The sequence below is a fragment of the Methyloversatilis thermotolerans genome, from assembly GCF_000372885.1.
GTDB classification, from domain to species: domain Bacteria; phylum Pseudomonadota; class Gammaproteobacteria; order Burkholderiales; family Rhodocyclaceae; genus Methyloversatilis; species Methyloversatilis thermotolerans.
The window spans coordinates 3,161,629-3,180,846 of record NZ_KB889967.1 but is presented as its reverse complement, the minus strand read 5'-3'; the positions used below and the strand labels follow the sequence as shown (position 1 = coordinate 3,180,846).

General features: G+C 66.5%; 19 protein-coding genes. 17 read left to right on the top strand and 2 right to left on the bottom strand.

The features are described from left to right. Positions 1–34 precede the first annotated feature (34 nt). The 6 genes from A3Q7_RS0114430 to A3Q7_RS0114405 all read left to right on the top strand — a co-directional run bounded on the left by A3Q7_RS0114430 (position 35) and on the right by A3Q7_RS0114405 (position 9,572). On the top strand, positions 35–223 hold the full coding sequence (locus A3Q7_RS0114430) for a rubredoxin (protein ID WP_018412609.1): 189 nt from the start codon (positions 35–37) through the stop codon (positions 221–223). 117 nt (positions 224–340) lie between these two features. Continuing rightward, on the top strand, positions 341–754 hold the full coding sequence (locus tag A3Q7_RS0114425; RefSeq protein ID WP_026224857.1) for a response regulator: 414 nt from the start codon (positions 341–343) through the stop codon (positions 752–754). Between the two features lie 17 nt (positions 755–771). Beyond that, positions 772–1,155, top strand: coding sequence for a response regulator (locus A3Q7_RS0114420; protein WP_018412607.1), 384 nt, complete (start codon positions 772–774; stop codon positions 1,153–1,155). Beyond that, positions 1,148–1,657: a chemotaxis protein CheW gene (locus A3Q7_RS0114415; RefSeq protein ID WP_018412606.1), complete on the top strand. Its 510-nt coding sequence runs from the start codon at positions 1,148–1,150 to the stop codon at positions 1,655–1,657. Before A3Q7_RS0114420 ends, A3Q7_RS0114415 begins: the two co-directional genes overlap by 8 nt. A 62-nt stretch (positions 1,658–1,719) precedes the next feature. Further along, a complete protein-coding gene (locus A3Q7_RS0114410; protein ID WP_018412605.1) occupies positions 1,720–3,783 on the top strand; it encodes a methyl-accepting chemotaxis protein in 2,064 nt (687 codons plus the stop codon). Beyond that, on the top strand, positions 3,780–9,572 hold the full coding sequence (locus A3Q7_RS0114405; protein ID WP_018412604.1) for an Hpt domain-containing protein: 5,793 nt from the start codon (positions 3,780–3,782) through the stop codon (positions 9,570–9,572). The genes A3Q7_RS0114410 and A3Q7_RS0114405 overlap by 4 nt, the downstream gene beginning before the upstream one ends. Positions 9,573–9,608: 36 nt before the next feature. On the opposite strand, the gene A3Q7_RS0114400 is transcribed toward A3Q7_RS0114405, so the two are convergent. Beyond that, positions 9,609–11,438, bottom strand: coding sequence for a PHA/PHB synthase family protein (locus A3Q7_RS0114400; protein WP_018412603.1), 1,830 nt, complete (start codon positions 11,436–11,438; stop codon positions 9,609–9,611). Between the two features lie 25 nt (positions 11,439–11,463). Beyond that, the gene (locus tag A3Q7_RS0114395) at positions 11,464–12,534 is read right to left on the bottom strand and encodes an MBL fold metallo-hydrolase (protein ID WP_018412602.1); all 1,071 of its coding nucleotides are present in this window, start codon (positions 12,532–12,534) and stop codon (positions 11,464–11,466) included. 156 nt (positions 12,535–12,690) lie between these two features. Between A3Q7_RS0114395 and A3Q7_RS0114390 the strand changes: the two genes are divergently transcribed. The 11 genes from A3Q7_RS0114390 to A3Q7_RS0114340 all read left to right on the top strand — a co-directional run bounded on the left by A3Q7_RS0114390 (position 12,691) and on the right by A3Q7_RS0114340 (position 19,203). Beyond that, the gene (locus A3Q7_RS0114390; protein ID WP_018412601.1) at positions 12,691–13,014 is read left to right on the top strand and encodes a hypothetical protein; all 324 of its coding nucleotides are present in this window, start codon (positions 12,691–12,693) and stop codon (positions 13,012–13,014) included. 91 nt (positions 13,015–13,105) lie between these two features. Continuing rightward, entirely contained in the window at positions 13,106–13,672 is a 567-nt protein-coding gene (locus A3Q7_RS0114385; protein ID WP_018412600.1) for an LOG family protein, read from the top strand. Beyond that, on the top strand, positions 13,662–14,045 hold the full coding sequence (locus tag A3Q7_RS0114380) for a hypothetical protein (protein ID WP_026224855.1): 384 nt from the start codon (positions 13,662–13,664) through the stop codon (positions 14,043–14,045). Before A3Q7_RS0114385 ends, A3Q7_RS0114380 begins: the two co-directional genes overlap by 11 nt. Continuing rightward, on the top strand, positions 14,042–14,836 hold the full coding sequence (locus A3Q7_RS0114375) for an enoyl-CoA hydratase-related protein (RefSeq protein ID WP_018412598.1): 795 nt from the start codon (positions 14,042–14,044) through the stop codon (positions 14,834–14,836). Before A3Q7_RS0114380 ends, A3Q7_RS0114375 begins: the two co-directional genes overlap by 4 nt. Next, a complete protein-coding gene (locus A3Q7_RS0114370) occupies positions 14,836–15,750 on the top strand; it encodes a hydroxymethylglutaryl-CoA lyase (protein WP_018412597.1) in 915 nt (304 codons plus the stop codon). The genes A3Q7_RS0114375 and A3Q7_RS0114370 overlap by 1 nt, the downstream gene beginning before the upstream one ends. Then, a complete protein-coding gene (locus A3Q7_RS0114365) occupies positions 15,747–15,941 on the top strand; it encodes a DUF1289 domain-containing protein (protein WP_018412596.1) in 195 nt (64 codons plus the stop codon). Before A3Q7_RS0114370 ends, A3Q7_RS0114365 begins: the two co-directional genes overlap by 4 nt. Before the next feature lie 456 nt (positions 15,942–16,397). Beyond that, positions 16,398–17,246, top strand: a complete 849-nt coding sequence (gene rapZ, locus A3Q7_RS0114360; protein WP_026224854.1) for an RNase adapter RapZ — start codon at positions 16,398–16,400, stop codon at positions 17,244–17,246. Then, complete coding sequence (locus A3Q7_RS0114355) at positions 17,243–17,620, top strand: NusG domain II-containing protein (RefSeq protein ID WP_018412594.1); 378 nt, start codon at positions 17,243–17,245, stop codon at positions 17,618–17,620. The genes rapZ and A3Q7_RS0114355 overlap by 4 nt, the downstream gene beginning before the upstream one ends. Continuing rightward, on the top strand, positions 17,620–18,144 hold the full coding sequence (locus A3Q7_RS0114350) for a Gx transporter family protein (protein WP_018412593.1): 525 nt from the start codon (positions 17,620–17,622) through the stop codon (positions 18,142–18,144). The genes A3Q7_RS0114355 and A3Q7_RS0114350 overlap by 1 nt, the downstream gene beginning before the upstream one ends. Continuing rightward, complete coding sequence (locus A3Q7_RS0114345; protein ID WP_018412592.1) at positions 18,141–18,770, top strand: flavin prenyltransferase UbiX; 630 nt, start codon at positions 18,141–18,143, stop codon at positions 18,768–18,770. Before A3Q7_RS0114350 ends, A3Q7_RS0114345 begins: the two co-directional genes overlap by 4 nt. Positions 18,771–18,861: 91 nt before the next feature. After that, positions 18,862–19,203 (top strand): STAS domain-containing protein, encoded by a 342-nt coding sequence (locus tag A3Q7_RS0114340; protein ID WP_018412591.1) that lies wholly within the window; start codon positions 18,862–18,864, stop codon positions 19,201–19,203. Positions 19,204–19,218: the final 15 nt, after the last annotated feature.

The window sequence follows — 19,218 nt, the reverse complement described above, 5'->3', positions numbered from 1 at the left end:
TAATATCGACCGGATTCTAACAAAGCAGCCTGCCATGAGTTCCACAGTGACGGCCGAATTCCAGACTTATATGTGCCTCATCTGCGGCTTCATCTACGACGAAGCCGCCGGCTTGCCCGACGAAGGCATCCCGCCCGGCACGCGCTGGGCCGATGTGCCGCCGAACTGGACCTGTCCCGAGTGCAGCGCACGCAAGGACGACTTCGAAATGGTCCAGATCTGACGCGGGGTCGGCCCCCGGTGCGCGAGCGCCCGGGCCGTTCACCCCGGCAGGCAGGACGACCACCGGCTTCCCGCGCATTCCGTGCTCGCGGCAGCCGGTCACAACAGGGAGGGCATCTTGGCTGATTCGGGTGGCAAGACCGGCGTCAAGGTGATGGTGATCGACGACAGCAACACCATACGCCGCAGCGCCGAAATCTTTCTGGTACAGGCCGGCTATCAGGTCGTGCTGGCCGAAGACGGCTTCGATGCCCTGTCCAAGATCAGCGACCATCATCCGCAGGTCATCTTCTGCGACATCATGATGCCGCGTCTGGATGGCTATCAGACCTGCGCGCTGATCAAGAAGAATCCCCGCTTCGCATCGACGCCGGTGGTCATGCTGTCGTCGCGCGACGGCCTGTTCGACCGCGCACGCGGTCGCATGGTGGGATCGGACGAATACCTGACCAAACCCTTCACCAAGGACAGCCTGCTGCAGGCCGTGACCCGACACGCCCGCAGCGCGACTGACCGGACCAGCACCCCGTAAGGCACGTGGAGCCCACAATGGCGATCAAGCGCATCATGGTGGTGGACGACTCTCCCACCGAACGCCATGTCCTCAATGAATTCCTGAGCCGCAAGGGCTTCGAGGTCATCATCGCCGAGAACGGCGAACAGGCGATCGAGAAAGCCAAGGCCGAGAAACCCGACCTCATCCTGATGGATGTCGTGATGCCCGGCATCAATGGCTACCAGGCCACGCGGACCATCACCCGCAACGAGAGCACCCAGGACATTCCCATCATCATGTGCACCAGCAAGGACCTGCCGACGGACCGCATCTGGGGCATGCGCCAGGGCGCGCTCGACTACATGGTCAAGCCGGTCAATCTCGATGAACTGCTGGGCCGCATCAACCAGCTCAATGCAGCAGGCAGCGATGGCTAAGCTCTCGCTGCGCGAATTCCAGGAAGAACTGGCGCGCAAGCTGTCCGACACGTCGGGACAGAGCAGCGCGCGGGCACTGCTCGGCCTGCAGGCCGGCGGCGAGCTGTGGCTGATCGATCTGGCCGAATCCGGTGAAATCCTGCCGGTGCCGCCGCTCACGCCGGTGCCGCTGGCCACCGGCTGGCTGCGCGGCGTGGCCAATGTGCGCGGCGTGCTGTACGCGGTGACCGACCTGGCCGCCTTCCACGGCGCTACGCCCACGGTCTCCGGCAGCGAGGCACGGCTGCTGCTGCCGCACGCCAAGTTCCACTGCAACAGCGCATTGCTCGTGTCGCGCGTGCTGGGCCTGCGCGCGTTCGAGGATTTCGAGGCGGCGGACGCGCCGGACGATGCCCGACCCTGGGTGGCCGCGCAGTACGCCGACACCCAGGGTCGGCTGTGGCGACGCATCGATCCGCGCAAGCTCTACACGCATGAACGCTTTCTCGATGTTGCCGCCTGAGCACGCCATGGACTGATGGCCGCCGTACCCCAGACACCGAACCGATTCCCAGGAAAGCCCACATGGCACAAGAACTCCAAGGACTGACCTCCGGCCGGACCGCAGACGGGAGCACACTGCGTCGCGGCGCGCTCGGCCTGCTGAGCGGCCGGCTGCCGTTGATCGGACACCTGCCGCTGGCGCAGCAGGTGAAGGTGCTGGCTACCCTGTTCCTGTTCTTCATCGCCATCGCCGCCTTCATGGTGTGGCAGGATCTGCGCATCACCCGCTTCAATTCGAGCTATGTGTCGGCCGCCGGCCAGATGCGCACACTGGCCCAGTCGCTCGCCCGCTCGACGCAACAGGCAATGGCCGGCGACCGGAAGGCCTTCGGCGAATTGCGGCGCGACCGCGATGGCTTCTTCCAGTTGCTGGATCGCCTGACCCGCGGCGGCGAAATCGACGGCGTCAATGTGCCGGCGAGCACCGCGGACGGCGTTCTGAAGCAGCTTGATGCAAGCTGGACCGGCATCGACCGGAACATTTCGGTCGTACTGTCGAACGAAAAGGGACTGCGGGCGGCGGGTGACCTGTCCACCGCGCTGAACGCGAATGCCGGCGCCTTCGCCGTGCGCGCGTCGCAGGCAACGGCGAAGGATCCGGCCAGCTTCCGCACCTTCGCCGGCTTGCTCAGCGAAGTGCAGGCCGGCGTGCATGCGCTGGCATCGGTGTCGGGCAGCGCCGAACAGGTGGCCTTGCTCGCGCGCTCGGTACCGGCACTGCGCGAAGCCGCGGCCCTGATCGAACAGATGGCCGACGGTGAAGCACGCGTCGCGTTCGCTGCCGAGCGCGAAAAGCTCGATGCGCAACTGGGCTCGCTGGGCGAGCATCTGGACAAGGCGGACGAACTGGCGGCCACGCACAAGGCGGGACTGGCGGTGCTGGGCGAATCGGCGACGCTGTCCGGGCTGACCGAACAGCTCAATGCGGCCTTCGTCGCCGAACGCGAGGGGCGGCTCGCGCTGGCCGGGGCCGGCGCACTGTGCGTGGTGCTGGCACTGGCCTGCGTGTTCATGATGGTGCGCGCCTACAACCAGGAACAGAACGAACAGCGCATGCAGGCGGAAATGTCGCGCGAGGAAGCCAAACGGGAAAAGGATCAGACCCAGCAGGCCATCCTGCGCCTGATGAATGAAATGGGCGACCTCGCGGACGGCGACCTGACCGTGCGCGCGACCGTGTCGGAAGACATCACCGGTGCGATCGCCGATTCGGTCAATTACACGATCGAGGAACTTTCGGTGCTGGTGAAGCGGATCAACGATGCCGCAAGCCGCGTGACCGAGGCCTCGGAAACCGCCCAGCGCATTTCCGCGCAACTGCTGTCCGCAGCCGAGAGGCAGTCGCGCGAAGTGACCGACTCCGGCCAGTCCGTGCTCACCATGGCGCAGTCGATGAACGCGGTGTCGCAGGAGGCAACGCGTTCGGCCCAGGTGGCGCGACAGGCGCTGGCCGCCTCGCAGAACGGCTCGAACGCGGTGTCGAACTCGATACGCGGCATGAACGACATCCGCGAACAGATCCAGGAAACATCCAAGCGCATCAAACGACTGGGCGAGTCGTCGCAGGAAATCGGCGAAATCGTGGAACTCATTTCCGACATTACCGAACAGACCAATGTGCTTGCGCTCAACGCCGCCATCCAGGCGGCAAGCGCCGGCGAAGCGGGCCGCGGCTTCACCGTGGTGGCGGAAGAAGTGCAGCGCCTGGCCGAACGCTCGGCTGAAGCGACCAAGCAGATCGCCGCCATCGTGCGCACCATTCAGACCGACACTCAGGATGCCGTAGCCGCAATGGAAAATTCGACGCGCGGTGTGGTCGAGGGTGCGCGCCTGTCCGACGCCGCAGGACAGGCGCTGGGCGAGATTTCCACGGTGTCGTCCGAACTGGCGCAACTGATCGAATCGATCTCCTCGGCAGCGCAGGTGCAGGCCGAGCAGGCCACGCGCGTCGCACAGGGCATGCAGGGCATTCTGAGGATCACGGAACAGACCACGGTGGGCACCAAGCAGACAGCGGTATCGATCGGCCAGCTCGCTGACCTCGCGGCCGAACTGAAGGGCTCGGTTGCGGGCTTCAAGGTATGAGCGCCCGCGCCGGGGATCAGGACCTGGGCCCGCTGATCTGGGTCCGCGGCGAGATCGATCTCGCGCTGGTGCGGGCGGCCGAGGCGCTCGGCGATGCCGCTCATCCGCCAGGCGCCGAAGCGCTCAAGTTCGCGCAGACCCATGTGCACCAGGCCCGCGGCGCCTTGTCCATCGTCGGGCTGGACGGTCTGACCCATTTCTGCGATGCGATCGAACAGACCTTGTCCGACTGGCACGCCGGCCGGGTGAGCGACAGCGCTGCGGGCAGCATCGTGCAGCGGGCAATTTCGGCGCTGCGCACCCATCTCGATGAACTGGTGGCGGGCGGTGAAGACCGTCCGATGCGCCTGATGCCGCTGTACCGCGACCTGATGGCGGCACGCGGCGAGCCGGTGGTTGCGCCATCGGAACTGTTCTTCCCCGACCTGTCGCTGCGCCCCCCCGCTTCGGCCACACATGGCATGGCGCTGTCACCGCTCGACCGTTCGCGCGCACTGCGCAATGCGCGCAGCCTGTTCGAACGCGGGCTGCTGCGCTTCCTGCGCGACGACCGCGAAGGCCTGACGCAGATGCGCAAGGCGGTCAAGGCGATCGAACAGACGCAGACCGCGCCGTCGACGCGCGCCTTCTGGTGGGTGGCCGGCGCACTGTTCGACGGCATGGCACAGGGCGCGATCGAAGGCGATATTTTCATCAAGCGCCTGTGCGCACGCATCGACGTGCAGATGCGTCGCCTGCTCGAGGGCTCGCGCGGCGTGGCCGAGCGCCTGATGCGCGATTCGCTTTACTTCGTCGCCAACGCCTCCCATGTGACACCGGCGCTGCGCGCAGTACGCGAGGTCTATCACCTCGATGCGCTGCTGATCAGCGGCGAAGCCGATGCACGCGACGATCTGGCCGCGCTGCGCCCGGCCATCGCATCGCTGCGCGAAGCGCTCGGTCAGGCAAAGGAGGCCTGGACGCGCTTCTCGTCCGGCTCGGCGGTCGCGCTGCCACAGTTCCATGAGCACTGCGAGTCGATGGTGGCCGCGGCCACGCGGGTCGGTCAGGCCGATCTCGCGCGGCTCGCCGCAGCGTTGCTCGACCTGGGACAGTGGCTGCGGCGCGATCCGCTGCAGCACCAGGACAACCTGGCGATGGAGGTCGCCACCGCACTGCTGGTGATGGACGCACTGGCCGAACAGTACGGCCGCGCTGCCGCGGACGATCTGCCGGCGCAGGTTGATACGCTGATTGACCGGCTGGCGCGCGCACGTCGCGGCGAGGCGCTGCCGGCGATGCAGATACCGCTGTTCGACGAAATGTCGCGTCGTGCGCAGGAACGCTTGTTCATGGGCCAGGTGGCACGCGAGATCCAGGCCAGCCTGACCGAGGTCGAACAGCAGCTCGATGCGCATTTCCGCGATCCATCGAAGCCGGGGGAGCTGGCGTCCCTCGCCGCGCCGCTCAAGCAGGTCGAGGGCGCGCTGAACATCCTCGGCCAGGATGCGGCGGTCGCTCTGGTGCGTCGCTGCGCACGCCAGATCGCACAGATGGCGCAACCCGATCACCTGCCGGGCGAAGGCGAGTTCGAACAGCTCGCCCATCAGCTTTCGGCACTCGGTTTCTTCGTCGAACGCCTGCAGTACGGACCGGCGGACCTGGAAGCCATCCTGAATCCACGCGCGTCACAGCCCACGGGCGACGACCCTGCGATCGAAAGCGACGCGCAGAGCGTGGAAAGCGAACTGGCGGCCCGGCGTGCCGAAGCCGGACAGTTGCTGGACCGGCTGGCGCGTGGCGACGCCGACGAAGGCACGCGCGACGAATTGCGCAGTGCGCTGGAAACCATGCGTCAGGACGCCGCGCTGCTGGCCGACGAGCAGCTCGAACGCCGCGTGGGCGAGGCACTCAGCGCGCTGAAAGCCGGTGATGCGCTGCAGTCGGAAGCCGTGCAGGCTCTCGCCGAGCCGACGGTGGAGTCGCTGACGCCGTCGGCCGACACGGTGCGGCTGGCGGAAGCCAGCCAGGAAGAGTTCGACGCCGAACTGCTGGACATTTTCATCGAGGAAGCGCGCGAGGTGCTGGAGGCCATTTCGGCCAGCAATCAGGCTGCGCGGGCAGCGCCGCACAGCCAGGACGTGCTGACCGCACTGCGCCGCGGTTTCCACACGCTCAAGGGCAGCGGCCGCATGGTCGGCCTGCGCGATCTGGGCGAAGCCGCCTACGCGGTCGAGCAGGTGATGAACCGCTGGCTGGCCGGCGAACGCGATGGCACGCCGGAATTGTTCGACCTGCTGGAACGGGCACGCACCCTGTTCGCCGACTGGGTCGAGCAGTTGTCGAGGGGCGATACCGCAACGCCGGGTCACCAGTGGTTGCTCGAAGCCTGCGCGACGCTGCTGGGCAGCGACGCCACCGGTGCCGACGTGGCATCGCCCGCGGAACCTGACCTCGTCGTGCCGCCGGTATCCGCCAGCACGGGACCGGACGACGACGCAGAACTCGATTTCGATCTCGGCGAAGCACTGCCCGCGCTCGACGCGGGTCCGCTTGACGTGGAGCTCGACCAGCCGCGCGAACCGCATCCGGCGGATCCCTTCGCCGAGCTGGATTTCGACCTTGACCTCGCACCGCCATCGGCCGAGGCCGGTTCGCCGGACCAGGACAGGCCCGCCGCCCGCACCCTGGACATCACGGCCGACGTCGATGCCGAGGACCTCGCACTCGACGCCGGCACCGACCGCACCTTGTTCGAACTGTTCATCGCCGAGGCGCAGATCCATCTGGCGACACTGCGGCGCGAACTGGCGCGGCTGCACCTGAACCCGACGCTGCGGCCGAACGCGGACAGCCTGCTGGCCGCGCACACGCTGGGCGGCATTTCCCGCACCGTGGCGCAACACGACATCAGCGCGCTCGCGCGCGAACTGGAGCACGCGCTGCAGCGTTGCCAGACTTACCGCGATACGCTGCTGGATACTGAATCGACATTGCTGAACAGCGCCGCCGGCATGCTGGAAAAGCAGGTCGCTGCAGTGGCCGCGGGCGGTCTGGCGCCGGCCGCACCGGAACTGGTGGCCGGATTGAACGCCCTGTTCCAGCCGCCTGGCCCGCCGTCGAAACTGGTAGAGCTGCCGGTGTTCGAACTGCCCTTGCTGGAGAACGGCGAGCAGGCGGCAAACGAGGCCCCCGCTGCCCGTTCGGTGCTGAGCGATCCCGCCGCACTGCGCTGCGGTGTCGACGCGGACGGCAACACGCTGCCGGAACCTGCGCCGCGCAGCGAGGAAGCGGAGGCGCTGGTGGAGGACTCCGCCGCGGACGCCGTCGCCCTACCCGCGGTCGATACGCTGGAGTCAGCGGAATCCGGGCACGGCCTCCGCCACGAAGCGGAGCTTGAAACCATAGACCTGGAAGCGGGCGAGCTCGACCTCGAACTGCCGGACGCACCGCACTCGGATTTCGGCGACGTCGAAAAGGTTGCGCTGCCCGACGAGTATGTGCCGGCGGACACGCCCTTGCAGGCGGCCTCGCCGGTCGCCTTCGAGACGCCGCGCGAGCCGGCGGAGACCGACGGTCCGCGGCTGAGCGATGATGTCGATCCGCAGCTTCTGCCGATTTTCCTCGAGGAAGCGCGCGACCTGCTCGGCGAGATCGGCCACGAACTGCGCGCATGGCGCGATCAGCCCGACCAGCTCTTCGCGTCGGATGCGCTGCGCCGCCAGTTGCACACGCTCAAGGGCAGCGCACGCATGGCCGGCGTCATGAGCTTCGGCGACCTGGTGCACGGCATGGAAGGCGTCATCGAGGCGCCGTGTGACGGGGACGAACGCGCGTCCGTTCTGGACGAGCTGGATCAGGCCTACGACCGCTGCGAACAGATGGTGCAGCGCCTGGAACGCGGCGAGGATGCGGTACCGGTGGCCACGCCGGAGGCGTCTGCCGACAGCGTGCCGCAGAGCGAGGACGACAGCGGGACGCTGCGCGAACGGCCGACCGTACGCGTGCGCTCCGACATGGTGGACCGCTTCGTCAACGAAGCGGGCGAAATGAGCATTTCGCGCACCCGCATCGAAGGCGAACTGCGCGCCCTGCGCGGCTCGCTGAACGACCTGACCGAGAACGTGCAGCGCCTGCGTGGTCAGTTGCGCGAAATCGAAATCCATGCGGAAAGCCAGATGCAGTCGCGCATGGCCGCGGCCGAGGCGCAGCACGAGGACTTCGATCCGCTGGAAATGGACCGCTTCACGCGTCTGCAGGAACTGTCGCGCCTGATGACCGAAAGCCTTTCGGACGTCACCACGGTGCAGTACAACCTGGTGCGCAACCTGGACAACGCCGATACCGCCATCCAGGCGCAGGCGCGGCTCAACCGCGAGCTGTCCCAGGCACTCATGTCGGTGCGCATGGTGCCGTTCTCGACGCTGGAGGACAGGCTGTATCGCGTAGCCCGGCAGTCGGCCAAGGAGCTGGGCAAGAAAGTGAACCTGGAGCTGCGCAACACGCAGATCGAGCTGGACCGCGAAGTGCTCGAACAGATGACCGGGCCGATCGAGCACCTGCTGCGCAATGCGGTGGCGCATGGCATCGAGACGCGCGAGGAAAGGCTGGCGGCCGGCAAGTCGGAAACCGGCGAAATCGTCATCACGCTCACACAGCAGACCAATGAAGTGGTGATCGAACTGAGCGACGACGGCGGCGGACTGGCGCTCGACCGCATCCGCGCGCGCGCCATCGAACGTGGCCTGCTGGCGCAGGACGAGGACGCCGACGAACGACGCCTCACCGGCCTCATATTCGAGCCCGGCTTCAGTACGGCAACCCAGGTATCGGAACTGGCCGGTCGCGGCGTCGGCATGGACGTGGTGAAGAATGCAACGACCGCCCTGGGCGGCCGCATCGAAACCAGCACCGAAGCCGGCCGGGGCACGCGCTTCCGGCTGTCCCTGCCGATGACGCTGGCGGTCATGCAGTCGGTTCTTGCGAGCAGCGGCGGCAAGACCTATGCCATTCCGTCATCCATGGTGCAGCATGCGCGCGAGCTGAAAAGCGGCGGCGACGCACTGCGCGGAGCCGGCGGCCAGGAATGGCTGGGTACCTTCTACCGCTATCAGTATCTGCCGCACCTGCTGGGCGAAACGCACGCGCGACCTGGCCCCGGCACCTGGGTGCTGCTGATCAGCAGCGGTAACGAGCTGATGGCGCTTGAAGTCGATGCGCTGCGCGGCAACCAGGAAATCGTCGTGAAGCCGATCGGCGCGCAACTGTCCAAGCTGGTGGGCATATCGGGTGCCACCGTGCTGCCCGATGGCGAGGTGACGCTCATCATCAACCCGGTCGCAATCGCGGCGCGCCTGCGCGGCGATCTGTCGCGCGCAGGCGAACAACCGGTCGAGGCGGCGCCGCCGCTGCCGGCCAGCGAAGTGCCACTCATCATGGTGGTGGACGATTCGCTGACGGTGCGCAAGATCACCAGCCGGCTGCTGGAACGCGAGGGCTATCGCGTAGTGACCGCCAAGGACGGCGTCGATGCGCTGGAAAAGCTGATCGATACGGTGCCGGCGGTCATGCTGGTGGATATCGAAATGCCGCGCATGGACGGTTTCGACCTCACGCGCAACGTTCGGGCGGACGCCCGCACGCGCGGCGTGCCCATCATCATGATCACGTCGCGCACGGCGGAAAAGCACAAGACCTATGCGCGCGAGATCGGCGTGAATCACTACCTCGGCAAGCCCTACAACGAGCAGGAACTGATGGCGCTCGTTTCCGGCTATGCGCCCTTGCCCGAGGACGCCGCGCCGCTGTGAGGCCGGGGGCGTTCCCGGCTCGCAGCGGCGCCGGCCTTACTTCTTCATCGTATCGAGGCGCAGCTTGGCGTAACGCCCCGGCGCATCCTCCACCGGCTTGAGCTTGCCCCTGGCCGGATCGCGCGCCGGCACGCGCTCGTCGTCCTGCGCGCTGACCCACTGCTGCCAGTCGGTCCACCACGACCCGGCATTCTGGGTGCAGCCTTCGAACCACTCGTCGGCAGACGCGGGCAGCTTCACGCCTGGATGCGTCCAGTAGCCGTATTTGTTCGCGGCCGGCGGATTGACGATGCCGGCGATATGGCCAGACCCGCCGAGCACGAAGCGCACCGGCCCGGACACCAGGCGAGCGCCGCCATAGGTGGTCTTCCACGGCGCGATATGGTCCTCGATGGTGGAAATGAAATAGGTGGGCACCTTCACCTTGCCGATGTCTATCGGTTCGCCCAGCACCGTGATGCCGCCCGGCTCGCGCAGCTTGTTCTCCAGATACATGCGGCGCAGATAGTAGCTGTGCATGCAGGCGGGCATGCGGGTGGAATCGGAGTTCCAGTAAAGCAGGTCGAACGGGAAGGGCTCGCGCCCCATCAGGTAATTGTTCACCACGAAGGACCAGATCAGGTCGTTCGAGCGCAGCATGTTGAAGGTGCCGGCCATTTCCGACCCTTCCAGATAGCCACGCTCGAACATTTTTTTCTCCAGCCCCTCGACCGCTTTCTCGTCGATGAACACGCCCAGTTCGCCCGGCTCCGCGAAATCGATCAGCGTGGTGAAGAAAGTGGCGCTGGCGATGCGCTTCTGCTTTTTCCCCGCCAGATACGCCAGCGTGGTGGCCAGCAGCGTGCCGCCCAGACAGTAACCGGCGGCATTCACCTCGCGTTCGCCAGTCTGCTTCTCGATCATGTCGAGCGCCGCCAGCGGGCCCTTCTCGACATAGTCCTCGAATGTGAGCTGGGCCAGCTTCTCGTCCGGATTGACCCAGGACATCACGAACACGGTATGCCCCTGATCGGTCGCCCACTTGATGTAGCTGTTCGATTCGCGCAGGTCGAGGATGTAGTACTTGTTGATCCAGGGCGGCACGATGAGCAGCGGACGGCGGAACTGGGTTTCCGTCGTCGGCGTGAACTGCAGCAGCTGCATCAGCTCGTTTTCGGCCACCACCTTGCCCGGCGTGGTCGCCACGTTGCGGCCCAGCTCGAAGGCCGAGGTGTCGGTCATGCGCACGCGCAACTGGCCGTCGCCGTCCTCGATGTCGCGCAGCAGGTTGTTGAAGCCCTTCACCAGGTTCTGACCGTGGCTGCGCACGGTCTCGCGCAGCACCTCCGGATTGGTCAGCGCGAAATTGCTGGGGCTGAAGGCATTGATGGTCTGCCGGGTGAAGAAATTCACCTTCTGCAAGGTGTGATCGTCCATGCCTTCCACATTGCTCACCACGTCATGGATGTGGCGGGCGGCGATCAGATAGCTCTGCTTGAAAAAATCGAACAGGAAGTGGCTTTCCCACTCCTCGTCGCGGAAGCGGTTGTCGCCCTTGATCGGCGTGACCACTGGCGCCGCGTCCACGCCCATGAAGCGCAGCATGGATTGCTGCCACAGCGTGTAGTAGTCCCACACCAGGCTCATCTGCGCCTGCGCAAGCTTGTAGGGGTTGGACAGCAGGCGCGCGGTCATGTCCATGAAGGCCTGGGCGATGCCCAGTTCGTCGGCGGGCGGCGTGATGCCGCGCTTGAGCTGGCGCTGCGCATGTTCAGCCAGCAGCTTGGACGCCCGTTCGGCAACCTGGGCATAGGTGCGGGCCACTTCGGCCGGATCGGGCAGTGCGGGCTTTTCTTTGGTGGCGTCGTTCGCTGCAGGCTTGTTCATGGTCTCCCCCTGGGCTGGTTCGAGGCTAAGGCTGGATCTCGTGCTGTGCAAAACGGAACACGCCGTCCGCGTGCTGCTCACGGCGCAGGCGTCCGGTCAGGAACAGGTGGTTCAGATGAGCAATCACTTCGCCCATCGCAAAACGCGTCTGGAAGCTGTCGAGTGCGCGCTTGAACAGGTGAGGCAGCAGATCGAATGCCGCCGTGGGCCGCGCGCACAGTGCCACCATCTGGTCCAGACGTTCCGCATGATGGGCGCGCAGCGCATCCACGCGGGCGGCGATGCCGCGGTACGGATCGCCATGCGCCGGCAGCACCAGCGTATCCGGATCGAGCGCGCGGAAGCGCTCGATCGAATCGAGATACTGCCCGACCGCGTCGGCCTCCGGTTCGAACGGCAGCGTCGGCGTATTCGGCGAAATCTTGGGCAGCAGCATGTCGCCGGCAATCAGCACCGGATCGTGCGGGCGATGGAAGGACAGATGTTCCGGCGAGTGACCATAGCCGACGATGGCCTGCCAGCGGTCGCGACCTATGGTAATCGCTTCGCCCGGCAGGATGCGCCGCATCGCGACCGGCAGTGCACCGACGGTGCGCCGGTAGCGGCTGCCTTCGCGCCGCATGGCATCGGTCTGTTCGGCGGGCAGGCCGTGCAGGCGGAAGAAGTCGGCCATGAGATCGATGCCCGAGGCCGGCGTATCGCCGAACCACGCCTGGGCGGTCAGATACTCGCCAAGCGACATCCAGATGCGCGCACCGGTCTGTTCAGCCAGCCACTGGCCGAGACCGAAGTGATCCGGATGGCAGTGGGTGACCAGTATGCGGCGCACCGGCCGGCCGCCCAGATCGCCGGTCAGCGCGGTCAGCCAGCTCGCGCGCGTCGCATCGTCCGGAAAGCCGGCTTCGACCAGCGTCCAGCACGGCCCGCGTTCATCTTCGTCTTCCAGCGCCCACACATTCACGTGACCGGGCGCGAACGCAACCGGCATGCGCAGCCACCACACGCCACGCGCAAGCGGTACCGCGCGACCGGGCGAGGGACTGTCGGATGAACTGAACTGCAGTGCGGACACAGTGAAGTACCGGCGCGTACGCAAGATTGGAGGTCGTTGAATGGTAACCCGAAAGCCGGCTCATGGTGCGGTGCAATATGGACGGGAAGTCTTCCCTTGGTACCCTTGCGACCGCCACGTCCGCGCGGACGGAACACGGCACAGACCGTGTGCTCCAACACCAGTAAAGAGAGGAGAACCATGCGAGCAGCCCTGCTTGTCGCCGGCCTGTCGATCTGCGTCGCGGCGGTCGCCGAGGATGAGGACCCGACCCGGTTCGTGACCTTCAGCCAGGATTTTGCTGCCCAGTGCGTGTCGCGCAACGGGGTGCAGATTCTGGTCGGCAACAGCCATCCCGGCCGCACCGTCACGGTCTGGCTCGACCGTTATCACATGGGCGTCGGTACCGGCGACCGTTCCAAGACCGAAATGAAACCGGGGTCGGAGCCGGTGCCACTGGGGTGTTCGCGCACGATGGACGGCCCCCAGGAATGGCGCATCGTGCGCGCGAAGTTTTCAGACTGACACAGGGCGGTCCGCCCGGCGGTCGTGCCGAGCGTGCAACGCCCGGTCCGGCCGGTGCATACTTCGCATTCCCCATCATGAACGCGTGCCCATGCGTGTCTGTGTATTCTGCGGTTCGCGCACCGGCGACGCACCCATCCATGCCGACACCGCGCGCCGGTTCGGCCGGCTGATCGCGTCGCAGGGTCACGGCCTGGTCTACGGCGGCGGCAATATCGGGCTCATGGGTGTCATCGCCGACAGCGCGCTGGAACAGGGCGGCGAAGTGATCGGCGTCATCCCGCAGCACCTGCTCGAGCGCGAGGTTGCGCACCAGGGTCTGAGCCAGTTGCACGTGGTCGACAGCATGCATACCCGCAAGGCGCTGATGGCCGACCTGGCCGATTTTTTTGTTGCGGCACCGGGCGGTTTTGGCACTCTGGACGAGTTGTGCGAAATTCTGACCTGGGCGCAGCTCGGTTTGCACCGTAAACCCTGTGGGTTGCTCAATATCGCCGGCTACTTCGACCCCTTGCTCGCGATGTTCGACCGGGCGACCCACGAAGGTTTTCTCAGCCAGTCTCATCGCCAGCTGATTGTTTCGGACGACGATCCGTCCCGCCTGCTCGAACGGCTGGCGGCCGGAAGGATTTCGGGAGTGAATGCGCATGAAGCCTGAACGGACGCGCCTCGTGTTTGCCTGCATCGTGCTGGCCCTGCCCTGGTCGGCAAGCCAGGCCGAAAGCAATGACTGGCTGCGCCCGGTCGATCTCATCGAAGCGGTACCTTTGCTCGACGACAACGGTCGCGCCGGCTATGGCCGCTTCCTGCAGGTGACCATGCGACCCCGCGCCTTCGCGCTGAACATGAATGGCGAGTGGGCGTGGCACGCTGGCGACGGCGCGGTGCGCGAAGCGCTGTCCGCCTGCGAAGCGCAGGGGCTGCCCTGCCAGCTTTACGCAATCGACGATGAAGTCGTGATGCCCGGGTTCGAACTGGGCGCGCCGCTGCGCGCCCTCGGTGGTTCGCTGGTGCAGGGGACGGCCCCTTGATCGGACACCGCGATGCGCTGGTCCTGACCGAATGCGCGGACGGCATCGGCATCATTACGCTGAACAGGCCCGACTGCCACAATCTTCTCGACGCCTCGCTGGCGGAATCGCTGATCGCCGCGATCGAAGGCATGGTGGAACGCAGCGACGTGCGTGTGCTGGTGCTGTCGGCGCTCGGTGACAGTTTCTGCATCGGCACCGATCCGCTGGAGCTCGACCGCCACGGTCTGATGGCAGTCGAACCCGCGGCAGTCGCCCGCCTCATGCGCGCGCTGGGCGAATGCCCCCGCCCGGTGGTCGCCCGCGTGCAGGGAACCGCGGTCGGCATCGGTGCCGGCCTGCTCGCCGCGTGCGACGTCGCTGTCGCCAGCTTCGACGCCCATTTCGCGTTCGACGCAGTGCGCACCGGTCGGGTGTCGGCGGTGATCGCTCCTCACGTGATGGCGGCGCTCGGTCCGGCACGCACACGGCGCTATTTCCTGACCGGTGAACGCTTTTCCGCATCCGAGGCCTATCGCATCGGCCTGGTATCGGAAATCGTCGCTTCGGCGAACGACCTCGATGAGGCGATCGGCGAAATCGTCGACGCGCTTCTGCTCGGCGGCCCGCGCGCGCAGCAGCAGATCCGCGCGCTGGTGCGCGCCCTCGGGCGGCCGCGTGCCGACGACAAGACACTGGACCACGTGGTCGAGATGGAAAACCGGCTCGATGCCGGCGCCGAGGCGCAGGAAGGGCTGGATGCACTGCTCGCCCGACGCCGGCCGGGCTGGGTGCCGGGTCTCGCGAGCTGATGTCCGCGTTGCCGGCACGGGCGCGCATCGTCGAAGTCGGCCCGCGCGACGGCCTGCAGAACGAAGCGGTCGCGCTCGACATCGATACCCGCCTCGAACTCGTTCGGCGGCTGATGGATTGCGGTTTGCGGGACATCGAGGCCGGCGCCTTCGTGTCGCCCCGACGCGTGCCGAATATGGCCGGCAGTGGCGATCTGGCGCGCCGCCTGCCGGCGCCGGAAGGCGTGCACTTTCCCTGTCTGGTTCCGAACGATACGGGCCTCGACGCGGCACTGGCTGCGGGCTGTCGCGACATTGCCGTGTTCACCGCGGTGTCGGAAACCTTCTCGCAGCGCAATACCGCCTGCAGCGTCGCCGAGTCGCTGCAGCGCCTGTCCGGCGTCGCTCGGCGCGCGCTGGATGCCGGGGTGCGTGTGCGGGGCTATCTGTCCTGCGTCGCCACTTGCCCGTATGAAGGTCCGGTCGCCGCGGAACGCGTGGCGGACCTGGCGCAGCGCCTGATGGACATGGGCTGCTACGAAGTCAGCCTGGGGGACACGACGGGCACAGGCACGCCGGAACAGATCAGGCGCCTGTTCGATCTGGTGTCGCGCCGGGTACCGACCGACCGCCTGGCCGGACACTTCCACGATACCTGGGGCATGGGCGTGGCCAATGTCTATGCGGCACTGCTGTCCGGCGTCAGCGTATTCGATGCATCGGTCGGCGGCCTCGGTGGCTGCCCGTTCGCGCCCGGCGCAAGCGGTAATGTGGCAACCGAAGATGTGGTGTATATGCTGTCGGGCGCCGGTATCGAAACCGGCGTGGCACTGGATGAACTGGTCGATACCGCGTGCTGGATCAGCGCGCGACTCGGCCGCCCCCCGGCTTCGCGCGTCGCGCGGGCGCATCGGGGAAGCGGGAGGATTGGATGATCGCATCACCCTGTACCGGCGTGTGTACTCTGGACCGGATCAGCGGACTTTGCGTGGGCTGTCTGCGCTCGCGTGACGAAATCGCTGTCTGGGGCACGGCAAGCGACCGCCAGAAGCTGCAGATACTGGCGCAGATCGCCGACAGAGAATCCGCGGGCACGCGCGAACGATTCGTCGAACCGACGCGCTGACGGCTGACGGCGAAGCCGGCGTCCCCCGATTCAGTTCGACCGACGGCGGCGACCTTCCGGTGGCTGACCGCTGCTCGGTGCCTCGCGTTCGGCACTGTCGGCGGGCATTTGCGGCGGACGGGCCGCCTGGAGAGAATTGCGTTCGGCTTCACGCTCGGCCCTGCGGCGGTTCGCCTGGCTGCGCTGAAGTCTCAGATATCGCATGGTGTACACCTCCGCTCGGGTGTCCCGGATACACGGCAATTGGGTGTCCGGATGCAGCGGGACGTTACGAACATTGCGAACCTCGTGCCGGACGGGGGGTCCCTCGCGGGACGCATCCGGCCAGGTGCGCTATCGTTTGTCTGACCACACCCTGTAAGGGTAGTTTCCAGACGCGTGGTGTCAACGATTCATTTTGCATGAGCATGACTTTCCGGCAGGTGAAGCACTGTGAGTGAACCCCGTCGCGGCGCGATGCGCCTGGTACTGATCACCGGCATGTCCGGTTCCGGCAAGAGCGTCGCACTCAACGTACTGGAGGACGCCGGCTTCTTCTGCGTCGACAACCTCCCGGTGCCTTTGCTGCCGCAGCTCGTCGGACATCTGCGGGACGCCGGCTACAGCAAGGTGGCAATCGCGGTCGATGTGCGATCCGGCAAGAGCATGACCGCGCTGCCCCCCATGCTGGGCGTGCTGCGCAACGGCACGCAGATGCAAACGCTGTTCCTGGATGCGCGCGACGAAACCCTGATCGCCCGTTTCTCGGAAACGCGCCGCCGCCATCCGCTGGGCAATGACCAGACCTCTCTCGGCGAAGCGATCCGGCGCGAGCGCGACATGCTGGCGCCCATCGTCGCACTCGGCCATCGCATCGACACCAGCGATCTGCCGTCGGCGGTACTGCGCAAGTGGGTACGCGAACTGGTGCAGATCGACGAAGGTTCGGGGCTTACCCTCATGTTCGAGTCCTTCGGCTACAAGCACGGCATTCCGCTGGATGCGGACCTGGTGTTCGACGTACGCTGCCTGCCCAATCCGTTCTACGACCCGGTATTGCGGCCGCAGACCGGGTATGACCCGCCGGTGATCGATTTTCTCGAGCGCAGCGCCGACGTATTGCGCATGCGCGACGACATTGCGCGCTTCGTGCGCGACTGGCTGCCCTGCTACGTCAAGGACAGCCGCAGCTACCTGACGGTGGCGATCGGTTGTACCGGTGGCCAGCACCGCTCGGTCTATCTTGCACAATGGCTGGCCGATCACTTCCGCAGCGCGGCGCGCGTGCTGCTGCGCCACCGCTCGCTGGACGCCAGCAGCAAGTGAATGGCGTGAAGCCGGGCGACTGGCTCATGGTTGCCGCGGGACTTGCGCTCACGCTGTGGACCGCTGCGCTGCAGTGGGGAAAACCGTCGCCCACCGTCGCCCAGGTAAGACTGGACGGCCGCATCGTTGCGGAACTGCCACTCGTGGGCAGGCACCGCATCGAGATCGACGGTGCGCTGGCGGCGCAGGGCGGCCCCACGGTGATCGAGGTCGATGCGGGCCGCGCGCGCATCGCGCGCGATCCGGGTCCACGCCAGTACTGCGTACACCAGGGGTGGCTCAACCGGGCCGGTTCGGTGGCGGTGTGCGCGCCCAGCCATCTGACGCTGCAGCTTGTGGGCCCGGGCAGCGACCAGGACACGGTGGCGTTCTGATGGATGCAACTGCCCGACAGATCGAGGTCCGGCCCAGCCCGCGCGACCGGCGCCTCGCGCGCTACGCCGCCGCCGCCATCGCCGCCTCCCTGGTCGAGGCGGCCATTCCCAGTCCGCTGCCCGGCGTGAAACCGGGCCTGGCCAACATCATCATCCTGCTGGTCCTCAGCCGGCACGGCTGGCGCGACGCCGCCTGGGTGAATGCCTTGCGCGTCGTGGCGGCATCGCTTCTCGCCGGCCAGTTCCTGGCGCCCGGTTTCTTCCTGTCGGCCTGCGGCGCATTGTGCAGTCTTGCCGTGCTTGGCGCACTGAGCACCGTCCCTTCGCGCTGGCTGGGTCCGGTCGGTCTGTCGGTGGCGGCAGCGTTCGCCCACATGAGCGGCCAACTGCTACTGGCCAGACTGTGGCTGGTGCCGCACGACGGCCTGTTCAACCTCGCACCGGTGTTCTTCGCCGCCGCCCTGCTGTTCGGCGTCGTCAATGGCGTGGTGGCGGCGCGCTTGTTGCGGGACAATGGGGCATGACTTCATCGCACGCTCCCACCATCCTGGTCGCGCTGACCGGTGCATCCGGCATGCCTTACGGCCTGCGACTGATCGAAATGCTGGTGACCAGCGGTTGCCGGGTATGGGTGGTGTACTCGCAGGTGGCACAAATCGTGGCCAGCCAGGAGAGCGAACGGGTGCTGCCGGTGCAGCCGCAGCAGGCGGCACGCGAACTCGCCGCCCTTTTCGGCGCCGCACCGGGGCAACTCGAGGTATTCGGCCGCGAGGACTGGAACTGCCCGCCCGCCTCCGGCTCGAACCCGCCCGACGCCATGGTGGTGTGCCCCTGCTCCATGGGCACGCTGGCGGCCATCGCACACGGTCTGGCCTCGAACCTGATCGAACGCGCCGCCGACGTGGTGATGAAGGAAAGACGCACCCTCATCCTGGTACCCCGCGAGACGCCTTTTTCCACGCTGCATCTCGAGAACATGCTGGGCCTGTCGCGCAACGGCGTAGTCATCCTGCCGCCGTCGCCCGGTTTCTACCAGAAGCCGCAAAGCATTGCCGATCTGGTCGATTTCGTGGTCGCACGCATCCTCGACCAGTTGCGCATCCCGCACGCGCTGCTGCCGCGCTGGGGCGAGCCACGCGAAGAACGCTGACGCTGTCACACGCCTGACATGCCAATGAAACAAGCTGACGGTCCGGCCATGCGCATGCGCGCGCGCGGCCGCCCAATTCAGGAGCACCTGCATGAAGATGGACAGCCAGCCGCTGGAAGGCGGCGTCACCCTGATCCGGCTGGACGGCCGGCTCGATATCGAAGGCACGGAAGCGCTGGACCAGCCCTTCATCTACGCCACCAGCACTCATCCCGCGAAGATCGCGGTCGATCTGTCGGGCGTGAGCTTCCTCGCATCGATAGGCATCCGCACTCTGCTGTCCGCGGCGCGCGGACAGGCGGCGCGCGGTGGCCGGCTCGTCATGTTCGGCGCTCAACCCATGATACGTCGCGTACTGCAGACCGCCGGCGTGGACCAGTTGCTGACATTGTGCGACGACCTGGAAAGCGCGCTGGCCGCTCTGGCGGACTGACCGATCCAGCCTCCG